The 18,010-nt window shown below is 59.9% G+C and carries 19 protein-coding genes and 1 tRNA gene; 13 read left to right on the top strand and 7 right to left on the bottom strand.

Annotated elements, in window-relative coordinates; translation table 11 throughout:
• Nucleotides 1-6 precede the first annotated feature (6 nt).
• The 5 genes from JF545_RS16920 to JF545_RS16900 form a co-directional block, all read right to left on the bottom strand.
• The gene (locus JF545_RS16920) at nucleotides 7-270 is read right to left on the bottom strand and encodes an acyl carrier protein (protein WP_206944023.1); all 264 of its coding nucleotides are present in this window, start codon (nucleotides 268-270) and stop codon (nucleotides 7-9) included.
• Nucleotides 260-529: a phosphopantetheine-binding protein gene (locus JF545_RS16915; RefSeq protein WP_206944022.1), complete on the bottom strand. Its 270-nt coding sequence runs from the start codon at nucleotides 527-529 to the stop codon at nucleotides 260-262. The genes JF545_RS16920 and JF545_RS16915 overlap by 11 nt, the downstream gene beginning before the upstream one ends.
• A complete protein-coding gene (locus JF545_RS16910) occupies nucleotides 501-1,289 on the bottom strand; it encodes a lysophospholipid acyltransferase family protein (RefSeq protein ID WP_206944021.1) in 789 nt (262 codons plus the stop codon). The genes JF545_RS16915 and JF545_RS16910 overlap by 29 nt, the downstream gene beginning before the upstream one ends.
• Nucleotides 1,286-1,951 carry a beta-ketoacyl synthase chain length factor gene (locus JF545_RS16905; protein WP_206944020.1) on the bottom strand — a complete coding sequence of 222 codons (666 nt, stop codon included), beginning with the start codon at nucleotides 1,949-1,951 and terminating at the stop codon, nucleotides 1,286-1,288. The genes JF545_RS16910 and JF545_RS16905 overlap by 4 nt, the downstream gene beginning before the upstream one ends.
• A gap of 261 nt (nucleotides 1,952-2,212) precedes the next feature.
• Complete coding sequence (locus tag JF545_RS16900; RefSeq protein WP_206944019.1) at nucleotides 2,213-2,860, bottom strand: hypothetical protein; 648 nt, start codon at nucleotides 2,858-2,860, stop codon at nucleotides 2,213-2,215.
• 395 nt (nucleotides 2,861-3,255) lie between these two features.
• On the opposite strand from JF545_RS16900, the gene katE reads away from it, so the two are divergent.
• The 8 genes from katE (at nucleotide 3,256) to JF545_RS16860 (ending at nucleotide 12,512) form a co-directional block, all read left to right on the top strand.
• The gene (gene katE, locus JF545_RS16895; protein WP_206944018.1) at nucleotides 3,256-5,406 is read left to right on the top strand and encodes a catalase HPII; all 2,151 of its coding nucleotides are present in this window, start codon (nucleotides 3,256-3,258) and stop codon (nucleotides 5,404-5,406) included.
• Nucleotides 5,407-5,851: 445 nt separating this feature from the next.
• Entirely contained in the window at nucleotides 5,852-6,649 is a 798-nt protein-coding gene (locus tag JF545_RS16890) for an IclR family transcriptional regulator (protein WP_206944017.1), read from the top strand.
• A 109-nt stretch (nucleotides 6,650-6,758) separates the two neighbouring features.
• Nucleotides 6,759-7,778, top strand: coding sequence for a zinc-dependent alcohol dehydrogenase (locus JF545_RS16885; RefSeq protein WP_206944015.1), 1,020 nt, complete (start codon nucleotides 6,759-6,761; stop codon nucleotides 7,776-7,778).
• Nucleotides 7,775-8,533 (top strand): SDR family NAD(P)-dependent oxidoreductase, encoded by a 759-nt coding sequence (locus JF545_RS16880; protein ID WP_206944013.1) that lies wholly within the window; start codon nucleotides 7,775-7,777, stop codon nucleotides 8,531-8,533. Before JF545_RS16885 ends, JF545_RS16880 begins: the two co-directional genes overlap by 4 nt.
• Nucleotides 8,534-8,543: 10 nt before the next feature.
• Nucleotides 8,544-9,506: an NAD(P)-dependent oxidoreductase gene (locus JF545_RS16875; RefSeq protein ID WP_206944011.1), complete on the top strand. Its 963-nt coding sequence runs from the start codon at nucleotides 8,544-8,546 to the stop codon at nucleotides 9,504-9,506.
• 91 nt (nucleotides 9,507-9,597) lie between these two features.
• Nucleotides 9,598-10,593, top strand: coding sequence for a DctP family TRAP transporter solute-binding subunit (locus JF545_RS16870; RefSeq protein WP_206944009.1), 996 nt, complete (start codon nucleotides 9,598-9,600; stop codon nucleotides 10,591-10,593).
• A gap of 142 nt (nucleotides 10,594-10,735) precedes the next feature.
• On the top strand, nucleotides 10,736-11,230 hold the full coding sequence (locus JF545_RS16865) for a TRAP transporter small permease (RefSeq protein ID WP_206944008.1): 495 nt from the start codon (nucleotides 10,736-10,738) through the stop codon (nucleotides 11,228-11,230).
• 1 nt (nucleotide 11,231) lies between these two features.
• Nucleotides 11,232-12,512, top strand: coding sequence for a TRAP transporter large permease (locus tag JF545_RS16860; RefSeq protein WP_206944007.1), 1,281 nt, complete (start codon nucleotides 11,232-11,234; stop codon nucleotides 12,510-12,512).
• Between the two features lie 270 nt (nucleotides 12,513-12,782).
• Here the strand turns inward: JF545_RS16860 and JF545_RS16855 are convergent.
• Together JF545_RS16855 and ispB are read right to left on the bottom strand one after the other, a co-directional pair.
• Nucleotides 12,783-12,859, bottom strand: a tRNA-Pro gene (locus tag JF545_RS16855).
• A 144-nt stretch (nucleotides 12,860-13,003) separates the two neighbouring features.
• Nucleotides 13,004-14,002 carry an octaprenyl diphosphate synthase gene (gene ispB / locus JF545_RS16850; protein ID WP_206944006.1) on the bottom strand — a complete coding sequence of 333 codons (999 nt, stop codon included), beginning with the start codon at nucleotides 14,000-14,002 and terminating at the stop codon, nucleotides 13,004-13,006.
• Between the two features lie 286 nt (nucleotides 14,003-14,288).
• Between ispB and rplU the strand changes: the two genes are divergently transcribed.
• The 5 genes from rplU (at nucleotide 14,289) to rpsT (ending at nucleotide 17,957) form a co-directional block, all read left to right on the top strand.
• On the top strand, nucleotides 14,289-14,600 hold the full coding sequence (gene rplU, locus JF545_RS16845) for a 50S ribosomal protein L21 (RefSeq protein ID WP_206944005.1): 312 nt from the start codon (nucleotides 14,289-14,291) through the stop codon (nucleotides 14,598-14,600).
• Nucleotides 14,601-14,662: 62 nt separating this feature from the next.
• Nucleotides 14,663-14,920, top strand: coding sequence for a 50S ribosomal protein L27 (gene rpmA / locus JF545_RS16840; RefSeq protein WP_097790539.1), 258 nt, complete (start codon nucleotides 14,663-14,665; stop codon nucleotides 14,918-14,920).
• Between the two features lie 126 nt (nucleotides 14,921-15,046).
• Nucleotides 15,047-16,237: an Obg family GTPase CgtA gene (gene cgtA, locus JF545_RS16835; RefSeq protein ID WP_206944004.1), complete on the top strand. Its 1,191-nt coding sequence runs from the start codon at nucleotides 15,047-15,049 to the stop codon at nucleotides 16,235-16,237.
• A 57-nt stretch (nucleotides 16,238-16,294) separates the two neighbouring features.
• Nucleotides 16,295-17,434: a glutamate 5-kinase gene (gene proB / locus JF545_RS16830; protein ID WP_206944003.1), complete on the top strand. Its 1,140-nt coding sequence runs from the start codon at nucleotides 16,295-16,297 to the stop codon at nucleotides 17,432-17,434.
• Nucleotides 17,435-17,690: 256 nt separating this feature from the next.
• Nucleotides 17,691-17,957 carry a 30S ribosomal protein S20 gene (gene rpsT, locus JF545_RS16825; RefSeq protein WP_206944002.1) on the top strand — a complete coding sequence of 89 codons (267 nt, stop codon included), beginning with the start codon at nucleotides 17,691-17,693 and terminating at the stop codon, nucleotides 17,955-17,957.
• Nucleotides 17,958-18,010 lie beyond the last annotated feature (53 nt).

The raw sequence follows: 18,010 nt of genomic DNA, 5'->3' as shown, positions 1-18,010 counted from the left end.
CTGACCTCAGCCTCGCATCAGCTGGTCGACGGCGTTGACCACGTCGTCGATGCTGCGCACGGACTTGAACGCTTCGGGGTCGATGCGACGGCCAGTAAACTGCTTCAGCTCGACCACCAGGTCGACGGCGTCAATGCTATCGATATCCAGGTCTTCGTAGAGTCTCGCTTCGGGTGACACCTCGGCAGGTGAGACTTCGAACAGCTCGACCAGGGTGCGTTGAACGTGGGCCAGAATTTGCTCCCGGCTGACAGTGGCTTCAGTCGACACGACGTTCCTCCACCAGCGCCTTCAGCGCGGCAAGACTCGCAAAGTGGCGGCGGGTGTCTTCGGCTTCGGCATCCAGGGTGACGCCGTAGCGCTTCTGCAGGGCCAGGCCGAGCTCCAGCGCGTCGATGGAGTCGAGCCCCAGACCGTCGCCAAACAAGGGCGCTTGTTCGTCAATATCATCCGGGGTGACATCCTCGAGCTCGAGGGTGTCGATAATCATGTGCTTCAAATCAAGCGCTAGCGCGTCGCTTTGGTTCATCGTGAATGCGCTCCAGTTCCCTGTTGAAGTAGTCACTTAGCTCCCGCGTTAGGTGGCGGGCCTGCTGGCTGGTTGGTAGATGTGACGCCCGCTCTGTCGGCAGGTCGTCGAGTACACGCAGGTCCATCTGCACCTTGCGCGGTGGGATGTGGTACCAGGGTTCACCCTTGGTGAGGGTGGTCGGGGAGCACTGGATCAGCACTGGGGTGATCGGGCTGCTGGTGCGTAGAGCGATATTGGCTCCCCCACGGCGAAACTTGATGGGGCGCCCTGGCGTTGTGCGGGTGCCCTCGGGGAACAGGATCAGCGAGTTGCCCTGGGCGAGGCTCTGTCTGGCGGCCTCTAACAGGGCTTCGGGGTCGCGATTGGTGATATAGCCCGCGACATGGATAGGCCCGCGAGTAAATGGGTTGGTGGCGAGCCTGCCTTTGACGATGCAGTCGGCGTTGGGGGTGTAGGCCAGCAGAAAGACGACGTCTATCAACGAGGGGTGATTGGCCACAATCAAATGACCACCTCGGTTGAGCCGTTCGCTTCCCTGCAGGCGGTAGTCGAGGACACCAAGTCCCTTCATCAGTGCAATGAAGGCGCGAAAGACCTGTTGGATCAGCTGGCGGGCGACGCGTTGGCGTTGCTGAGGGTGACGCACACCAAGGCGTAACAACGGCGCTACGGCGAGTCCGATGACCAGGCCGCCAACGCCAAAGGCAGCGAACGACAGCAAGGTGCCAAGCCCCCTTCGCCACTGATCCAGCGTCATGCTTCCTCCAGGCGCCAGGCAGAAGCAGCGTCCAGGATGGGTACACGTCCCCCCAGCCAGTCGATCACATCAAGCGGGGTCGGTGCTATGCAGCGTCTACTGGTGACAGGTACCAGTGCTCTGCCATCGTCATGAGATAACCTGAGTCCAACGGCGCAGGCACTGCCTGGATGTGGGGCAAGGCCTGAGTAGTCCTCAGGCAGTTCCCCCTCGCTGAAGACGATGACGACGGCCTCGTAGCCTTCCGCCAGATAGCCCTGCGCTTCCCATAGCAGGGCATTGAATTCGTTACCGCTGGCACCCAACGCCTGAAGGGGGCGGCGATGATGATTGGCGATAGCGTGAACGCCCAAGTTGGCGTTGTGCACCGACATGGAAAACCGGGTGGGGGAAAGGGGGGCGCTATCGGCCAAGGACTTCAACATGGCTAGCGTGAAGTTGGCATCACCATGGCGAGACGCATGAACGAGAGGAAAGCGCGCATCGGGGTCAAGCTTGCTCAAGATGTCGCAGGTTGCGCGCCCGGGGGTGTCGAGTCGGCGTCGCAACATGCTGGGCACTGAGGAACCTGGTTTCTCGGGCGGCAGGAGGCAGGCATTCCTTGCCTGGCTATCACGGCTCGGGGCCCAGCCTAACCATTCACTAAGGCGTAGTTGTTTCATACCTGACATCCGCCTGAGCGAAAAAGTGAAGTTTATCGTTAAAAGGGCGGCTCTCCAAGTAAGCTTAAGTCAAGTATTTCGTCGAAAATAGACGAATAAGCGCGTCTATTTAGAATATTACCGCCACTCGAATGTCGATAATCAGCACATGTTTTATGTCCTAAATGGATGGCCCGGGCTCGGCGGAAGAGACAGACAGAGGGTAACGTCCGCGCGGCTCGGGCCGGCACCAATAGGCTCGACAGGGGGCTTGGGTGTGTCTCAGGGGACCGCCTGCTGAGCGACAGCCTCGCGATAGCGCTCCAGAGTCAGCTGATTGTTGGCGACCCAGTCGCTATCGACCGCCACCTGCATGTGGTCTTTTACATGCACATGGATGGGCGACAACTCATGCTTATCGGAAAAAGCAAACTCCGTTTCGATATCGGTATTCAGCGCAATGGCCCAGAAGCCCGGTTGGAACCAGGACCAGAAACGGGTCACCGCAATATCTACCGTCGTGACATCATCGTCGGGCTGGGCGACAACGTGCCAGCCGGCATCCTCGAAGCCCTCACTGGCGTAGGCGCGAATCAAGTCGGTGACGGATGTGCCTTCTGGTAACTGGACGTCGCCGAGGGCCTTTCCGAAGCCATTTCGCTTGCGTCCAATGGCTCGTGCCTTGCGTTCCGCTGTCGCTGCCGTGGCGCCCTCGAAGCCCAGAGAGGGAATGTCTGCGCTGCGCGGAGCTTCCTCGAAGTGACGCTGGTCGGTGACGTTGCGGATATACAGGCTTGGACCGGACATCGCGTGGGTGGCGGTGACTGTGGCAGGGTCTGGCGCGGGAATATTCACGGTGCTGCGGCTTGTTGCGCACCCCTGCAAGAGTAAAACGGCCATCGCGGTAGCGATCAGTAGGATTCTTTTCATGCTGTCGTCCCTGCTTATCTTACGTTATGGAGTTGGCTTCTGGCGGTAGCGAGGTACTTGCCGGCAACAGAATATCAGTAATGACTTATTTGAAGTGTGATAGCCGTCCCCGTAGCTGATGTAAGGCAACGTAATGCAGGTGTGGGTTTGTAATTGTCTAATTTATGTTAATGTTTTGTATTGGTTTTATCTTCATGAATTTTATGGATTTATTGCCCTGAGTGCTCTCTCGGATCGGCAGGTTGCTTTTCCATCTGTTGAGCGATGCGCGCTGCTTGCCTATAAGGGAACGGACCTGGCTGTGGGGTGGGAGACCCCCAGCCAAGCGGCCGAGACGTTGTCGCATGAGCGGCGACGGCAGGCATATTTCCCGAGCAAACAATGGAGTGTTTGTCATGGCGAAGAACCCTCATACCACCTCGAATCGCGACCAGGCTCACGACACCGAGCGTGGTACCACTGCCACCAGCAAGTCAGAGAACCTTGAGACCTACCGCAGTGATGCCACTGGCCACGATCTACGGACTAACCAGGGCACAAGGATCGCGGACAACCACAATTCGCTGAAGGCCGGCGAGCGTGGGCCGACCCTGATGGAAGACTTCATCTTTCGCGAGAAGATGAACCACTTTGATCACGAGCGCATCCCCGAGCGTATCGTCCACGCTCGCGGCGCCGCGGCACACGGCTACTTTCAGCCCTATGAGGCGGCAGCCCGCTATTCCAAGGCGGGGCTATTCAAGGATCCCGGCAAGAAGACCCCGGTGTTCGTGCGCTTTTCTACCGTGCAGGGGGCGCGGGGCTCCAATGACACCGTGCGTGATGTGCGCGGTTTTGCCACCAAGTTCTACACCGACGAGGGCAACTGGGATCTGGTGGGCAACAACATGCCGGTGTTCTTTATTCAGGACGCGATGAAGTTCCCCGATCTGGTGCATGCGGTAAAGCCTGAGCCTCACAACGAGATTCCCCAGGGCCAGTCCGCCCATGACACTTTCTGGGACTTTGTCTCGCTGATGCCTGAAAGCGCCCACATGGTGCTGTGGACCATGTCAGACCGGGCGTTTCCTCGACACTATCGGTATATGGAAGGCTTTGGCGTTCATACGTTCCGGCTCATTGATCGCAGTGGCAAGGCCCGCTTCGTCAAGTTTCACTGGAAGCCGCTGGCCGGTACCCATTCGTTGATCTGGGACGAGGCGCAGAAGCTCTGGGGGCGTGACCCGGATTTCAATCGCCGCGAGATGTGGGGCGATATCGAGAACGGCGATGTGCTGGAGTGGGAGCTGGGCATACAGGTCGTCGAGGAAGAGGATGAGCATGCCTTCGACTTCGACATTCTTGATCCGACCAAACTGATTCCCGAGGAAGTGGTGCCGGTGACTCCCATTGGCAAGATGGTGCTGGATCGAAATCCAGACAACTATTTTGCCGAGACCGAACAGGTGGCGTTCAACCCCGGCAACGTGGTGCCAGGGATCGACTTCAGCAACGACCCGCTGCTGCAGGGACGTCTGTTCTCCTACCTGGATACCCAGATGCTGCGCCTGGGCGGCCCCAACTTCCACGAGATTCCGATCAACCAGCCGGTGTGCCCCTTCCATAATCATCAGCGTGACGCGCCGCACCGTCAGACCATCAACAAGGGGCAGGTGTCCTACGAGCCCAACTCGATCGACGATGGTTGGCCCCGTGAAACGCCCCCTGCAGATGAACACGGCGGGTACGAGAGCTATCACGAGCGCATCGACGCCCACAAGATCAGGGGACGCAGCGAGTCCTTCGGCGATCACTACTCCCAGGCTCGCCTGTTCTGGCATAGCCAGACGCCGGTTGAGCAAGAGCACATTATTGCGGCCTACGCCTTTGAGCTTTCCAAGGTGGAGCGACCGTGGATCCGGGAACGGGTGATTCGGGAGATTCTGCCCAATATCGATATGACGCTGGCTCGTCGGGTCGGCGAGGTGCACGGTGTGACACCACCGGATCATCCCCCCGCCGCCAAGGAAGAGCTTGGCACGATATCGTTGGATAGTTCGCCTTCGCTGAGCCTGCTGCATCGTGAACAGCCCGACATCCGCTATCGCAAGGTGGCGATTCTGGCCGCCGATGGTGTCGATGGCGAGCAGGTAGAAGCCTTACAGCAGCGTCTGGAGGCTGAAGGCGCTCAAGGGTTGGTCATTGCGCCGTCGATGGCTGCGGTAAAGACCCTGCAAGGAGGCACCCTGACCCCGGATGCCATGCTCAATGGGCTGCCCTCGGTGACCCTGGACGCTGTCGTGGTGGCACCGGGTGAAGATAGCGCCAAGACGCTGGCGGGCTCTGGCCTGGGCCTCTACTACGTGCAGGAGGCCTACAAGCACCTCAAGCCTATCGCCGCTCTCGGTGACGGTGCCAAGGTGCTGCAGGGTGCCGGTATCGAGGTACCGGAAGAGGGCGTGTTCTCGGCGGATCGTGTCGACCAGTGCTTTGCCGATTTTCGTGAAGCGATGCGTGGCCACCGGGTGTGGGCCCGCGATGCCAAGGCGAACGATATGCCAGCGTAGCGGACCGCTCCATCGCGGTGCTGGGCCCTGCGGCCAGTAACCTGTCGTAGCCAGTTCTAGCCCCCCAAGCCTTGCTTGGGGGGCTGGGTAGTGGAGGTGGCTTGATCAGCGTGGGGCCAGCGGAGCCGGAGGCGCTGGCGGCACGATCTGCACCATGCCAGACAGGTCGGCAGGGCTAAATAATTTGGCTTAAATGAGCGTCAGCGAACCTGCTGATGTCGACTTTTGTCTCCATGCGGGACGATCGCCTGCACGAGTCCAAGGTAATCTCGCACGCAGCAGTGACGCCCGACGTCTCCGGTGGTGGTGATTTTTTCGACGTTGGCGTTTTTTGCAGCTTTTTCCCGCCTTTGAATCCCTCTTTGTCCCACTATGTGGTCTTGGTGATGACTATTTGACCGTGCATGACGGCTTGCCTTGAATGGAGTGAATTCAGGGAGGTGCCATGGACGAGTTGACCTACCAGCGAGACAGGCCGGTCGTGCGGTCTGGGACTCAGACGCTTAGTCGAGGGCTTGAGATCCTCCAGTACGTCGCGCGTGGCATATCGACCCCCAAGGCGCTGGCGCAGACGATGCAGCTTCCACGCAGCACGATCGCCCGGACCTTGGCCAGTCTGGTCAGGGAAGGCTATTTGCATAAGGTGCCTTACAGGGGGTACTTCCTGGGAGCGAGGCTGATCGAGCTGGGAGAGCGGGCAGCTGAGCAGCAGCCTCTGGTGGATATCGCCAGGCCCTTCCTGGAGGCCTTGGCCAATGATACCCGTGACACCGTTCACTTCGGTGTCCTTGACGGTAGTGACGTGCTCTATCTGTGCAAGCTGGCAGGCAAGCGTAGCCTGGAGATGCGTTCGCGCAGCGGATGTCGCATGCCCGCTCTTGCCACGGCAATGGGCAAGGCCATGCTGGCGTCCCGCGACCCTGCTTCCTGGCCGTCCTACCACGCCTCACGGCAGCGCCATCATTCTCCGGCAGACGATGCTCCTCCGGTAAAGACCTTTGCCGAACTCCACCGAGACCTGATCGAGAGCGATGAACGTGGCTGGAGCTACGACTGGGAGGAGAACGAGTACGGCATCCGCTGCGTGTCGGCGGCGGTGATGAACCATGCCGGCCTGTCCATCGCCGCGGTGAGCGTGACCAGCGTCATCAGCTTCATGCCCGAGCAGCGAATGCGTGCACTAGGCGGTCAGGTGAAAAGGACAGCAGATGCCATTGCTCGAGCGTTGTCCTGTCGAGCGTGATCCGTAAGGCCTGGTCTTGTGGGCTTGGTCTGCTGAGCATGGTCTGCTGAGCACAGCCCCATGGAGTTTTAGGACAAGGGTGCGACAGGAACAGTGAACAGGAGGGGGTATGGAGGCATTGGTTTATACCGGGCCCGAGAAGGTGGAAGTTCAACAGGTCGCCTTGCCTGTTCCCTGCGACACCAAGGTAAAGGTGCGAATGCTGCTATGTGGTATCTGTGGCACCGACATCGGGATCTATTCTGGCAAGCACCCACGCGCCAAGGCGCCGTTGATACTGGGGCATGAGTTCGTAGGCCAGGTCGAAGAATGTCCCGAACACTCGCGCTTTGTTCCCGGCGATCGTGTCGTGGCCTACCCCTTGCTGTCGTGTGGTGACTGTCACCCCTGTCGTCACGGCACGCCACATGTCTGCGCCAATCTCAGGCTGATCGGCATCGACCGTGATGGAGGGCTGACTGACCATCTATGGCTCGATGATGAGGTGCTGTTCAGGGTGCCCGAGACGCTCCCGGATCAGATTGCGGCGCTGGTCGAACCATTGGCGGTGGTCGTGCGCACCCTTCACCAAGCACGCTTCACTCTGGGGCAGACAGCGGTGGTGATGGGGGCTGGCCCCATCGGTTTACTGACTGCTGTGGTGCTGCGTCACGCTGGGGCGTCGCGCATCCTTGTCTCGGACATTGACTCATCTCGCCTCGAGCTGTGTCGACGCATGGGCTTCGACGCGGTCGATGCCAGCATCGAGAGTCTGCAGCAGCGTGTCCTGCAGGTCAGTGGAGGGGATGGCGTGGACGTGGTCTTCGAATGTTCCGGGGTGGCCAGCTCTGCCCTGGAGATGACCGCTCTGGCCCGGGTCGGAGGAACGCTCTGTCTCACCGCTACCCATAAGACGCCGCCACCGGTATCGCTGATCGACGTCAACTTCAAGGAGCTGACATTGGTCGGTTCTCGAGTCTACACCCTGGCGGAATTCGCCAGTGCCGTGGAGCTGGCTGAGGCGTTGGCCGACACCCTGGCGCCGGTGATCACCCAGGTCGTTCCTCTATCAGGCTCGGCGAGCATCTTTGACATGATCGCTGATCCCGCCATCCATACCGTCAAACTGCTGGTGGACTGTCAATCATGACGCTATTTGATCTTGCAGGTCATAGAGCCTTGGTAACCGGGGGCTCTCGAGGGCTTGGCTACAGCATGGCAGATGCCCTGCTCGATGCGGGCGCCGAGGTGGTGATTATCGGCAGTCATGACGGCGTGCTGTCTTCAGCGCGAGATCTGGCGAGGGGGGCAAGCACCTGTCACGGTGTCGTGGCCGACCTGAGGAGCACCGATGAGCGTCGCCAGGGCTTCGCAGCAGCCATAGAGGCACTGGACGGGCGGCTCGATATTCTGGTGAATGCTGCGGGCATTCAGAGCCGTTATCCCGCTGAAGAATTTCCCTTGGAAGCCTTTGAAGAGGTAATCGACGTCAACCTCACGGCGGTGTTCGAGCTATGTCAGCTTGCGGGGCGGCATATGCTTGATCAGCGGCGTGGAAAAATCATCAACATTGCCTCACTGCTGTCATTTTTCGGCGGCTATACCGTCCCTGCATATGCGGCCAGCAAGGGCGGTGTCATGCAGTTGACCAAGGCACTGGCCAACGAGTGGGCTGGGCGAGGCGTCAACGTCAACGCCATTGCACCAGGTTACATGGCGACCGAGATGAATGCGGCCCTGCTGGCAGATCATGCTCGCAATACCGGGATCACAGAGCGTATTCCCGCGGGAAGATGGGGCGTTGGCGATGACATGAAAGGGCCTCTTTTATTTCTGGCATCCTCCGCTTCCGACTACGTCAATGGCGCCATCTTGCCGGTCGATGGTGGCTACCTTGGACGCTAGAACGAGGAGTGTGCAGATCGCCTTCTCGGACCTTGATCATGCCGATCACCTGGTCGAGAGCGGTATCTTTTCTGCTGCTGGCCTCTCGGCGATGATGTTTCGCTGCCGTAGCGAGATGGAGGTCATTGAGCAGCTTAGCGACGTCGATATCGTACTTAACCAGTACGCCCCTTTTACGCGTCGGGTGTTCGAGGCATTGCCACGTCTGAAGCAAGTCGTCCGTTATGGAGTGGGTGTCAACAATATCGATATAGCAGCTGCCACGCAGGCCGGAGTGCAAGTCTGTCATGTGCCCGACTATGGCATGCACGAGGTGTCCGATCATGCCTTGGCGCTGACGCTAGCCCTGCTGAGAAAGCTGGTGCCAATGCACCATGCTTGCCACCAGGGGCGCTGGGATTATGTCGAAGCGGTCCCGCTGAGACGACTGTCCTTGCTGACCATCGGTGTGATCGGTCTTGGACGGATCGGGCGACTATATGCGCGCAAGATGCAGGCTCTTGGGTGCCACGTGCTGGGCTATGACGCCTACTGCCGTCCATGTGCAGAAGATGGAACGGAGCTGATCCAGCGTGCCGAGCTTCCAGAGCTTTACAGTGACGCCGATGTCATTGCCGTTTTCTGCCCATTGACAGCAGATACTCATCACCTGATCAATGCCAGCGCCCTTTCTTCAATGAAGGAAGGGGTCTATCTCATCAACACCTCCCGTGGCGGGATCATTGATGAAGACGCCCTTGCCGATGCGCTGGCATCAGGGCAGGTGGCGGGGGCGGGCATCGACACCACAGAGCATGAACCCCTGCAGCCCTCAAGCCGGTTGTGGTCGAGCCCTCACTGTCTGATTACCCCCCATATGGCCTGGTACTCGGAAGATGCGGCCGCTGAGCTCAAGCGCAAGGTGGCGGAAGAGGCCGTGCGGTTTGCTCGAGGCGAGCCAGTGCTGTGGCCCGTCAATCGTCTGACGACATAGCGGGTGTCATCACGCTGAGTCGTAACAAGCCGCCTGGCGGCATTCTCGGGCCTGACGGGCTCGTACTCTAACGCGAAAGAAGGAAGTGGCGATGTCTAAAGCTTGCAAGCCCCGGTGGGTGAGGTCGGTCGCGATGCTCGGTTCGCTGTTGGCCATGACGCCGGCTATCTCCCAGGCCGAGACGCTACGTATGTCCACGGTCACTTCAGTGTCGGCCAAGGACGCCAGCTATGAGTTGAAGCGCCTGGTAGAAGAGCGAAGCGGTGGTGATCTAGAGGTCACGATCTTTCCTGATAACCAGCTGGGGGATGACCGGGTGGTGGTGGAGAGCACCATCTTTGGTGACATCGATATTGGTTTGTCGTCGACCAGTCCCATGGCCACTCTGTTTCCCGACCTTTATCTCTTTGATGCGCCCTTCCTGTTCCTGTCCAAGGAGGGGACCTATGCCGAGCTCGACGGAGAGGTGGGGGATCAGCTGTTGGCCTCTCTTGAGAGCAAGGGCCTGAAGGGGCTGGCGTTCTGGGAAAACGGGTTTCGTAACTTCACCGACAGTGGAAAGGTGGTGGCGGTACCCGCCGATGTGGAAGGCATGAAGGTACGTACCATGGAGAATGAGGTCCATCTGGCCGCATGGCGCGCCTATGGTGCCAACCCGACACCGATGGCGTTCACGGAACTGTTTACCGCGTTACAGCAGGGCACGGTCGACGCTCAGGAAAATCCGCTGGGAATCATCGACGGTAACCGTTTGCAGGAAGTGCAAGATCATGTGTCGCTGACACAGCATGTCTATACCCCGTATCTCGTGTTCATGAACCTTAATGCCTATAACGCTCTGAGCCAGGACCAGCGTGACGTGCTGGAGGCCGCCATCGATGAGATGACCACCTATCAGCGTCAGCGCTCCGAGGAGCTGGAGGGCGAGATTCTGGCAAGGTTCGATGAGCAAGGCGTGACGGTGACAGAGATTACGAGCGAGCAGAAGGCCCAGTGGCGAGATGCCGCTATGCAGGCCGACATCTATGGACTGGTCAAGCAGAAGATGGACCATCCCCAATATCTCGATCAGGTGTTGGCCCAATAGGCCTGTGCCAGGGCGCCGCGTCATGGCGCCCTTCAGGTGGCTTCAGGATCGACCCTTCCTTTACAGGCAAGCCTCACGGTGTCTGTACATCTCGTGACGCTATGGCTCGGCACTGTTTTTCAGTGGCCGCAGGAGAGTGTGGATGAAAGTGCTTGCGTGGTTTGATGAGTATGCCGAGATATCCATCTGTGTGGTGCTGATGTCGGCAATGACGTTGCTGCTCGCGGTCCAGGTATTTATGCGTTATGTCATGGGGGAGTCCCTTTCCTGGTCCGAGGAGCTCGCCCGCTACTTTTTCATCTGGCTGATCTATCTAGGGATCAGCTACGGTGCGCGAGAAATGCGGCATATCAAGATCGATGCAGCGCTCAAGCTATTTCCGCGACCGGCGCGCCCTTGGGTCGTGATTCTTGGGGACATGCTGTTTCTGGTCTTCGCTCTGTACGTTGTCTGGACCAGTTGGACGGTCATCGAGCGCCAGATGATGCTCGGCCAAACCTCTCCGGCTATCGGCGTGCCCATGTGGATCGTTTATGCAGCCCCCTGTGTGGGCTTTGCGCTGACCACGGTGCGCCAGGTGCAGAGCATCTGCTGGCGGATCAAGCATCCCGATGCTGCTCACGAATCGGAGGTGTGAGATGACTGCAGCCGTGTTGTTTCTGAGCCTGGTCGCGCTGTTGATCCTCAATGTGCCAGTGGGCATCGCCATCGGTCTCTCCTGTGTGGTGACAATTCTCACCTTTGGCACGCTGTCCGATCTGTATGTGGCGCAGACCCTGGTATCCGCTACCGACAGCTTTCCGATCATGGCGATTCCGCTGTTTATCCTGGCGGGTGACCTGATGGGGGCCGGTGGGGTTTCCCGGCGTATTCTGGCGGTGGCGTCTGCCTTCTTTGGGCGTGTGACGGGAGGGCTGGCCATCGTCACAGTGGTGGTGTGCATGTTCTTTGCTGCGGTATCGGGTTCTGGTCCGGCGACCGTTGCGGCCGTCGGCTCCATGGTCATACCGACCATGCTTGATGCGGGCTATTCCAGGTCCTTCGTGCTTGCACTGGTGGCGGCGGCGGGGAGCATCGGCGTCATCATTCCTCCATCCATTCCGATGGTGCTCTACGGTGTCTCTACCGGCACCTCCATCTCCAACATGTTTCTGGGTGGCGTATTGCCCGGATTGTTGATCGGTATGGTGCTGATCCTTTACGCCTACTTCTACTCCAGAAAAATGGGTTGGAAAGGCACTGAGGAGCCCTTTGAAGGGCGCAGGACGCTGTGCCTGGTATGGGAAGCCAAGTGGGCGCTGCTCAACCCCGTGATCATTCTTGGTGGCATCTATGCGGGGATCTTCACGCCGACCGAGGCGGCGGCTGTCGCAGCCGTCTATGCATTTGTCTGCGGTGTCTTTATCCACCGGGAGCTCTCGCCCAGAGACATCTTCAAGGTGATCGCGGGCTCCTGTGCTACCACTGGCACGGTCATGGTGATCCTTGGCTGTGCCTCCACCTTTGCCCGTATTCTCACGATTGAGCAGATCCCGGTGGCCATCGCCGACTTCATGCTGCAGTTCTCGTCGAGTCCGGCGGTGATGTTGCTGGTGATTCTGGTGCTTTTGCTGGTGGTTGGCTGCGTGATGGATACCACCCCCGCCATTCTGGTGCTGTCACCGATTCTCTATCCGGTGGCCACCTCCATGGGGATTGATGCCGTGCACTTTGGCATCGTGATGGTGGTCAGCCTGGCGATTGGCTTTATTACCCCGCCGCTGGGGATCAACCTGTTCGTCGCAGCTCGGATTGGTAACGCGCCCTTGGGTACGGTCATCAAGGGGATCGTGCCTTTCGTGACGGCTATGGTCCTGACGCTGCTGGTGATTGCCTACGTACCAGCGCTGTCATTGATGCTTATATCACTGTTGAGCTGAGTTGGGTTCAGCATAGGAAGATGAGCTCAGGGAGTTGAGCTTAGACAGAACAGAGGATGTGACGCACAGTATCGTCCGGCGCAAGGCAGGGCGACCTGAGTGACGCCGCGGGGTCTTTTGGACGGTAGCGTTGGCAGGAGCGACGTGCAGGTGGGGTCGAAAAGGTCCGCGGTCTAATGATGCTGCTTAAGCGCCAGCTCGACATGGGGTATCAGAAACGAAAAAGGCTCCTGCGAAATGTTCGTAGGAGCCTTTTTCTGTGAAATTCTTTGGTCGGAGTAGCAGGATTCGAACCTACGACCTCTGCCTCCCGAAGGCAGCGCTCTACCAAGCTGAGCTATACTCCGACGCGTGAGGTGTGCCCCTCAACGGATGCGTAGTATACGGATCCTTGTGATTGATGCAACTCTTGCGAGCCCGATTCGGTACTTTTTTCCAGCTTGCCCGACACTTGAGGGCACTTTCCTGCTGCCTTTCAGGCCTGGCGATTGTCAGGTCTTGCGCTCCACCGCCAGGCGGGCCAGCTCGGCCATGCTGTCACGGTAGGGAGAGGGCGGCAGCTGATCGAGTTCTGTCAGCGCCTTCGAGACCATCTCTTCCGCTTTCTGGCGAGTGTAATCCAGGGCCCCTGTAGCGGTAACGATGGACAGCACCTCATCGAGATGGTCGAGTCCGCCCTTGCGGATGGCGCGACGTATGATGCGGGTCTGTTCCGGCGTGCCGGCGGCCATGGCCTGAATCAGCGGCAGGGTCGGCTTGCCTTCCGCCAGGTCGTCACCGACATTCTTGCCCATGGCCTTGGCGTCGCCTTCGTAGTCGAGCAGGTCGTCAATAAGCTGGAACGCCAGGCCGAGATAGCGCCCGTAGTTCGCCAGCGCCTGTTCCTGCTGCTCATCGGCGCCGGCGAGAATGGCGCCGCTATGGGACGCCGCCTCGAACAGCATGGCTGTCTTGCCAAGAATGGTGTCGAAGTAGGCCGCTTCGTCGGTGTCCGGATTGCCCACGTTGGTGAGCTGCTGGACCTCGCCCTCGGCGATGGTGCAGGTGGCGGCGGACAGCACTTCCATGATCCGCATCGAGCCGACGTCGACCATCATCTGGAACGAACGCGAGTAGAGAAAGTCACCCACCAGCACCGATGGCGCATTGCCCCAGGCGTCGTTGGCGGTGGCCTTGCCGCGGCGCATGTGTGACTCATCGACGACGTCATCATGGAGCAGCGTCGAGGTATGCATGAACTCGATCAGCGTGGCCAGGGTAATGTGACGCTCGCCTTGGTAGTTCAACGCCCTTGCCGCCAGCAGCACCAGCAGCGGGCGCAGACGTTTGCCACCGCTTTCGATGATGTATTGCCCAATGGTTTCGACCAGCGGGATGCGGGAGGCAAGCTGGTCCAGGATGGTCTGGTTGACGGCGGCGAAGTCGTCGGCGACCACCGCATGAATCGGCGAAGGAGCTGCAGATGAAGGCGTGGTGGCGTTGACAGGCATGAAGGCGGCTTCGGCTTATAGAGATGGGAGGCCAGGGGCCAGGTTGCCGGTCATGCTATGGGCCCCCTATGGGGCCGTCAAGACGATAAGCACCCTGGCAGGGCCCGTGAAGAGGTTTTTGCCGGCAATGTGGCTTGACGGCAGTCGTCGGGTTGTGTTGTCGCGCGGGCATCGTTATAATTCGCGGCCCACTCATCCATGCTCCCTGTCAGATGGCTGCCAAAAGGGGCGCCACTCGAAGCAGGTCGATCAAGAGCCAACCCCGATGAGTATCTGGAGAAACAGCATGTACGCAGTGATCAAAAGCGGTGGCAAGCAGTACCGCGTTCAGGAAGGCCAGACTCTCAAGCTCGAGAAGCTGGAAATTCCGACTGGCGATACCGTCGAATTCGACGAAGTCCTGCTGGTTGGTAATGACGACGACGTCACCGTCGGTGCCCCGCTGGTAGCCGGCGCCAAGGTGAGCGCTGAGATCGTTTCCCACGGCCGTGGCGAAAAGGTCACCATCATCAAGTTCCGTCGTCGTAAGCACCACATGAAGCGTCAGGGCCACCGTCAGTGGTTCACTGAAGTTAAAATCACCGGAATTTCTGCCTAAGAACGCCTCGCCTCACGGCGAATGCGTAGCGGACTATTCCCTCAACGAGCGAGGACTTTGCAATGGCTCATAAGAAGGCAGCCGGCTCCACACGTAACGGTCGCGACAGTGAAAGCAAACGCCTTGGCGTCAAGCTGTTCGGCGGCCAGGCAGTGACCCCGGGCAACATCATCGTGCGTCAGCGTGGCACCAAGTTCCACGCCGGCACCGGTGTTGGCATCGGCAAGGATCACACTCTCTTCGCACTGGACGAAGGTGTGGTCAAGTTCGAGACCAAGGGTCCGAAGAACCGTAAGTTCGTGAGCGTTGTCTCTGCCTGAGACCGCCCCGAGCGCCATGGGTAGGCAGCGGCCGTGAAGTTCGTCTGCTGTCAGGCCCCGGAAGGCCCCGCCAAGCGCGGGGCCTTCTTGTATCATGGTGGAAAGCTTCCGCCAGGAGAGTGACAGATGCAGTTCGTCGATGAAGCCTCGATCATCGTGGAGGCGGGCAACGGGGGTAACGGTTGTCTCAGCTTCCGTCGTGAGAAGTACGTGCCCAAGGGCGGCCCGGATGGTGGAGATGGCGGTCATGGTGGGTGTGTTTACCTGATTGGTGACGACGCCCTCAATACGCTGATCGACTTCAAGTACCAGCGCTTCTACAAGGCGCAGAACGGGCAGCCCGGGCAGGGCCGTCAGATGAGTGGCAAGGCTGGCGAGGACCTCCACGTGAAGGTCCCGGTGGGAACCACCGTCATTGATGAAGATACCCTTGAGGTGATCGCTGACGTGACGGAGGTCGGCCAGGTCGTGCAGGTGGCCCAGGGTGGTCGTCGCGGGCTTGGTAATATCCACTTCAAGTCGTCTACCAATCGCGCGCCGCGTCGGACCACGCCTGGTACAGAGGGTGAGCGCCGCAACTTGCGCCTGGAAATGAAGGTGATGGCCGATGTCGGGCTGTTGGGGCTGCCCAATGCCGGCAAGTCGACGCTGATTCGCTCCGTCTCAGCGGCCAAGCCCAAGGTGGCCAACTACCCGTTTACCACCCTTGTGCCCAACCTTGGCGTGGTCAAGCTGGGGATGCACGAGCACTTTGTCATGGCGGACGTGCCCGGGCTGATTGAAGGTGCCTCCGACGGCGCCGGCCTGGGACTGCGCTTTCTCAAGCACCTGACCCGTACCCGGCTGCTCTTCCATGTGGTGGATGTGGCACCCTTCGATGAGTCTGATCCGGTGGATGCTGCGGCCGCCATCATGCATGAGCTTGGGCAGTTTTCACCGACGCTGGCGGAGCGTCCGCGCTGGCTGGTGCTCAACAAGCTGGATCTGCTGCCGGAAGACGAGCGTGAGTCGGTGGCGGCAGAGATCGTGCGTCGGCTTGACTGGCAGGGGCCGGTCTTCCGTATCTCGGCCATCTCCAATGATGGCACCGATGCGCTGGTGCAGGCGGCTCATCGCTGGTTGACCGAACAGCGCACCCTCGAGAACGAAGATGAAGAGGCCATGGAGCGCGAGCAGGACATGCGCCAGCGGATGGAAGATGAGGCCGTGGCGCGCACCGAGGCTCGTCTCGGGCGGCGTCGCAAGCATGTTGATGACGACGACGATGATGATCTGGACGACGATGATCACGACGTCGAGGTCGAATACGTTCAATAGGGCTGCCGGGCTGTCAGCAGCAGGCGCGGTCGGTAGCGTGAACAGGTCGAGGAAAGGATGCACAGCGTAGAGCAGGTTCCGGGGCGAGACGCCCTGAGCAGCGCGCGGCGGGTGGTGGTCAAGATCGGCAGCGCCCTGTTGACCAACGATGGCCGTGGCCTCGATGACGACGCCATTGGCGGCTGGGTGGACCAGATTGCCGCCCTGGCGTCCCGCGGGGTCGAAGTGGTCCTGGTGTCGTCGGGGGCGGTGGCTGCCGGCATGGTGCGCCTGGGGTGGGCATCTCGCCCGTCGTCAGTTCATCAGCTCCAGGCGGCGGCGGCCGTAGGGCAGAATGTGCTGACGGAAACCTATGAAAGCCATTTTGGCCGTCATGAGCTGCTTACCGCGCAGATCCTGCTGACCCACGATGACCTGTCCAATCGCAAGCGCTACCTGAATGCGCGATCCGCCCTCAGGACGTTGGTCGACCTCAAGGTTGTTCCCGTGATCAACGAGAACGACACGGTGGTGACCGACGAAATTCGCTTCGGTGACAATGACACCCTGGGCGCGTTGGTGGCGAACTTGCTGGAAGCGGACGCGCTGGTGATCCTGACCGACCAGGAAGGCCTGTTCGATGCGGACCCCCGCCATGACCCGGATGCCAACCTGATTCAGGAAGGCCGTGCCGATGATCCGCGGCTTTCAGCGGTGGCCGGCGGCGGCGGTGCGCTTGGGCGCGGGGGCATGACGACCAAGGTGCGCGCCGCCAGGCTGGCTGCCCGCTCGGGCGCGGTCACGGTCATCGCCAGCGGTCGCCAGCCGCGGGTGCTGGAGCGTCTCGCGGATGGCGAGCGTCTGGGTACTCTGCTGACTCCCGATCGTGCTCCCATGGCCGCTCGCAAGCGCTGGCTCGCCGGTCAGCTGCAGGTGCGTGGCACCTTGACGCTGGACAGCGGGGCAGTGCGCGTCCTGCGTGACAAGGGGTCGTCGTTGCTGCCTGTGGGCGTAAAAGGCGTTCAAGGCAGGTTTGCCCGCGGTGACATGGTGCTTTGTGTAGATGAGCAGGGAGAGCGTGTTGCCAAGGGGTTGATCAATTACCACGTGGATGACGCGAGCAAGATCCTTGGGCAGCCCAGCGGACGCATCTGCGAGCTACTGGGCTACATGGAGGCGCCCGAGTTGATTCACCGCGACAACCTGGTGGTGTTTTGACAAGGCCACATCCTGTACCCGCCTTGTCAGGGGCGTCTGGCAACACGTGCCGAAAAGCTGGCACCCCGGGGCTTGACATGATAGGATGCGCCATCCTCTCAGACACGGCCCGTAACGATTGCCTTGCAACATAGGTTGCGTTGGCGGTCGGCCAGATGGCCAGGCCGACGGGGATTTTTTATTTTCCCCTGTTGGATCAAAATGTTATCAAGTCATCGTATGACGGTGACGACAACTTTCTCCAAGGAGACAGTCAGTGGCTAACAGCAAGCAAGCCCGTAAGCGCGCCCGTCAGGCAGAAACTCGTCGTGTCCTGAAGGCAGGCCAGCGCAGCATGGTCCGCACTTACGTCAAGCGCGTGATCAAGGCAATCAACTCTGGCGATCACGCCCAGGCAATGGACGCCTTCAAGGCAGCCCAGCCGGTCATCGACCGCATTGCCGACAAGGACACGCTGTCCAAGAAGAAGGCCGCTCGTATCAAGAGCCGTCTGAACAAGCGCATTAAGGCACTGGCTGCGTAAGCCGGTACTGCGCTCTCGGTGTGACGCGGCGAGCCCGAGTCATGCTGACGAAA

It is taken from the genome of Halomonas litopenaei (genome assembly GCF_017303055.1).
GTDB lineage: Bacteria > Pseudomonadota > Gammaproteobacteria > Pseudomonadales > Halomonadaceae > Halomonas > Halomonas litopenaei_A.
The sequence above is the reverse complement of the archived record's forward strand: the minus strand, read 5'-3'. Positions and strand labels throughout refer to the sequence as shown.

Bases quoted from the DNA above. Each gene is read 5' to 3' on its own strand.
- JF545_RS16915 (WP_206944022.1), bottom strand. From the start codon at position 529: ATGAACCAAAGCGACGCGCTAGCGCTTGATTTGAAGCACATGATTATC.
- JF545_RS16910 (WP_206944021.1), bottom strand. From the start codon at position 1,289: ATGACGCTGGATCAGTGGCGAAGGGGGCTTGGCACCTTGCTGTCGTTC.
- JF545_RS16905 (WP_206944020.1), bottom strand. From the start codon at position 1,951: ATGAAACAACTACGCCTTAGTGAATGGTTAGGCTGGGCCCCGAGCCGT.
- JF545_RS16900 (WP_206944019.1), bottom strand. From the start codon at position 2,860: ATGAAAAGAATCCTACTGATCGCTACCGCGATGGCCGTTTTACTCTTG.
- katE (WP_206944018.1), top strand. From the start codon at position 3,256: ATGGCGAAGAACCCTCATACCACCTCGAATCGCGACCAGGCTCACGAC.
- JF545_RS16890 (WP_206944017.1), top strand. From the start codon at position 5,852: ATGGACGAGTTGACCTACCAGCGAGACAGGCCGGTCGTGCGGTCTGGG.
- JF545_RS16885 (WP_206944015.1), top strand. From the start codon at position 6,759: ATGGAGGCATTGGTTTATACCGGGCCCGAGAAGGTGGAAGTTCAACAG.
- JF545_RS16880 (WP_206944013.1), top strand. From the start codon at position 7,775: ATGACGCTATTTGATCTTGCAGGTCATAGAGCCTTGGTAACCGGGGGC.
- JF545_RS16870 (WP_206944009.1), top strand. From the start codon at position 9,598: ATGTCTAAAGCTTGCAAGCCCCGGTGGGTGAGGTCGGTCGCGATGCTC.
- JF545_RS16865 (WP_206944008.1), top strand. From the start codon at position 10,736: ATGAAAGTGCTTGCGTGGTTTGATGAGTATGCCGAGATATCCATCTGT.
- JF545_RS16860 (WP_206944007.1), top strand. From the start codon at position 11,232: ATGACTGCAGCCGTGTTGTTTCTGAGCCTGGTCGCGCTGTTGATCCTC.
- ispB (WP_206944006.1), bottom strand. From the start codon at position 14,002: ATGCCTGTCAACGCCACCACGCCTTCATCTGCAGCTCCTTCGCCGATT.
- rplU (WP_206944005.1), top strand. From the start codon at position 14,289: ATGTACGCAGTGATCAAAAGCGGTGGCAAGCAGTACCGCGTTCAGGAA.
- rpmA (WP_097790539.1), top strand. From the start codon at position 14,663: ATGGCTCATAAGAAGGCAGCCGGCTCCACACGTAACGGTCGCGACAGT.
- cgtA (WP_206944004.1), top strand. From the start codon at position 15,047: ATGCAGTTCGTCGATGAAGCCTCGATCATCGTGGAGGCGGGCAACGGG.
- proB (WP_206944003.1), top strand. From the start codon at position 16,295: ATGCACAGCGTAGAGCAGGTTCCGGGGCGAGACGCCCTGAGCAGCGCG.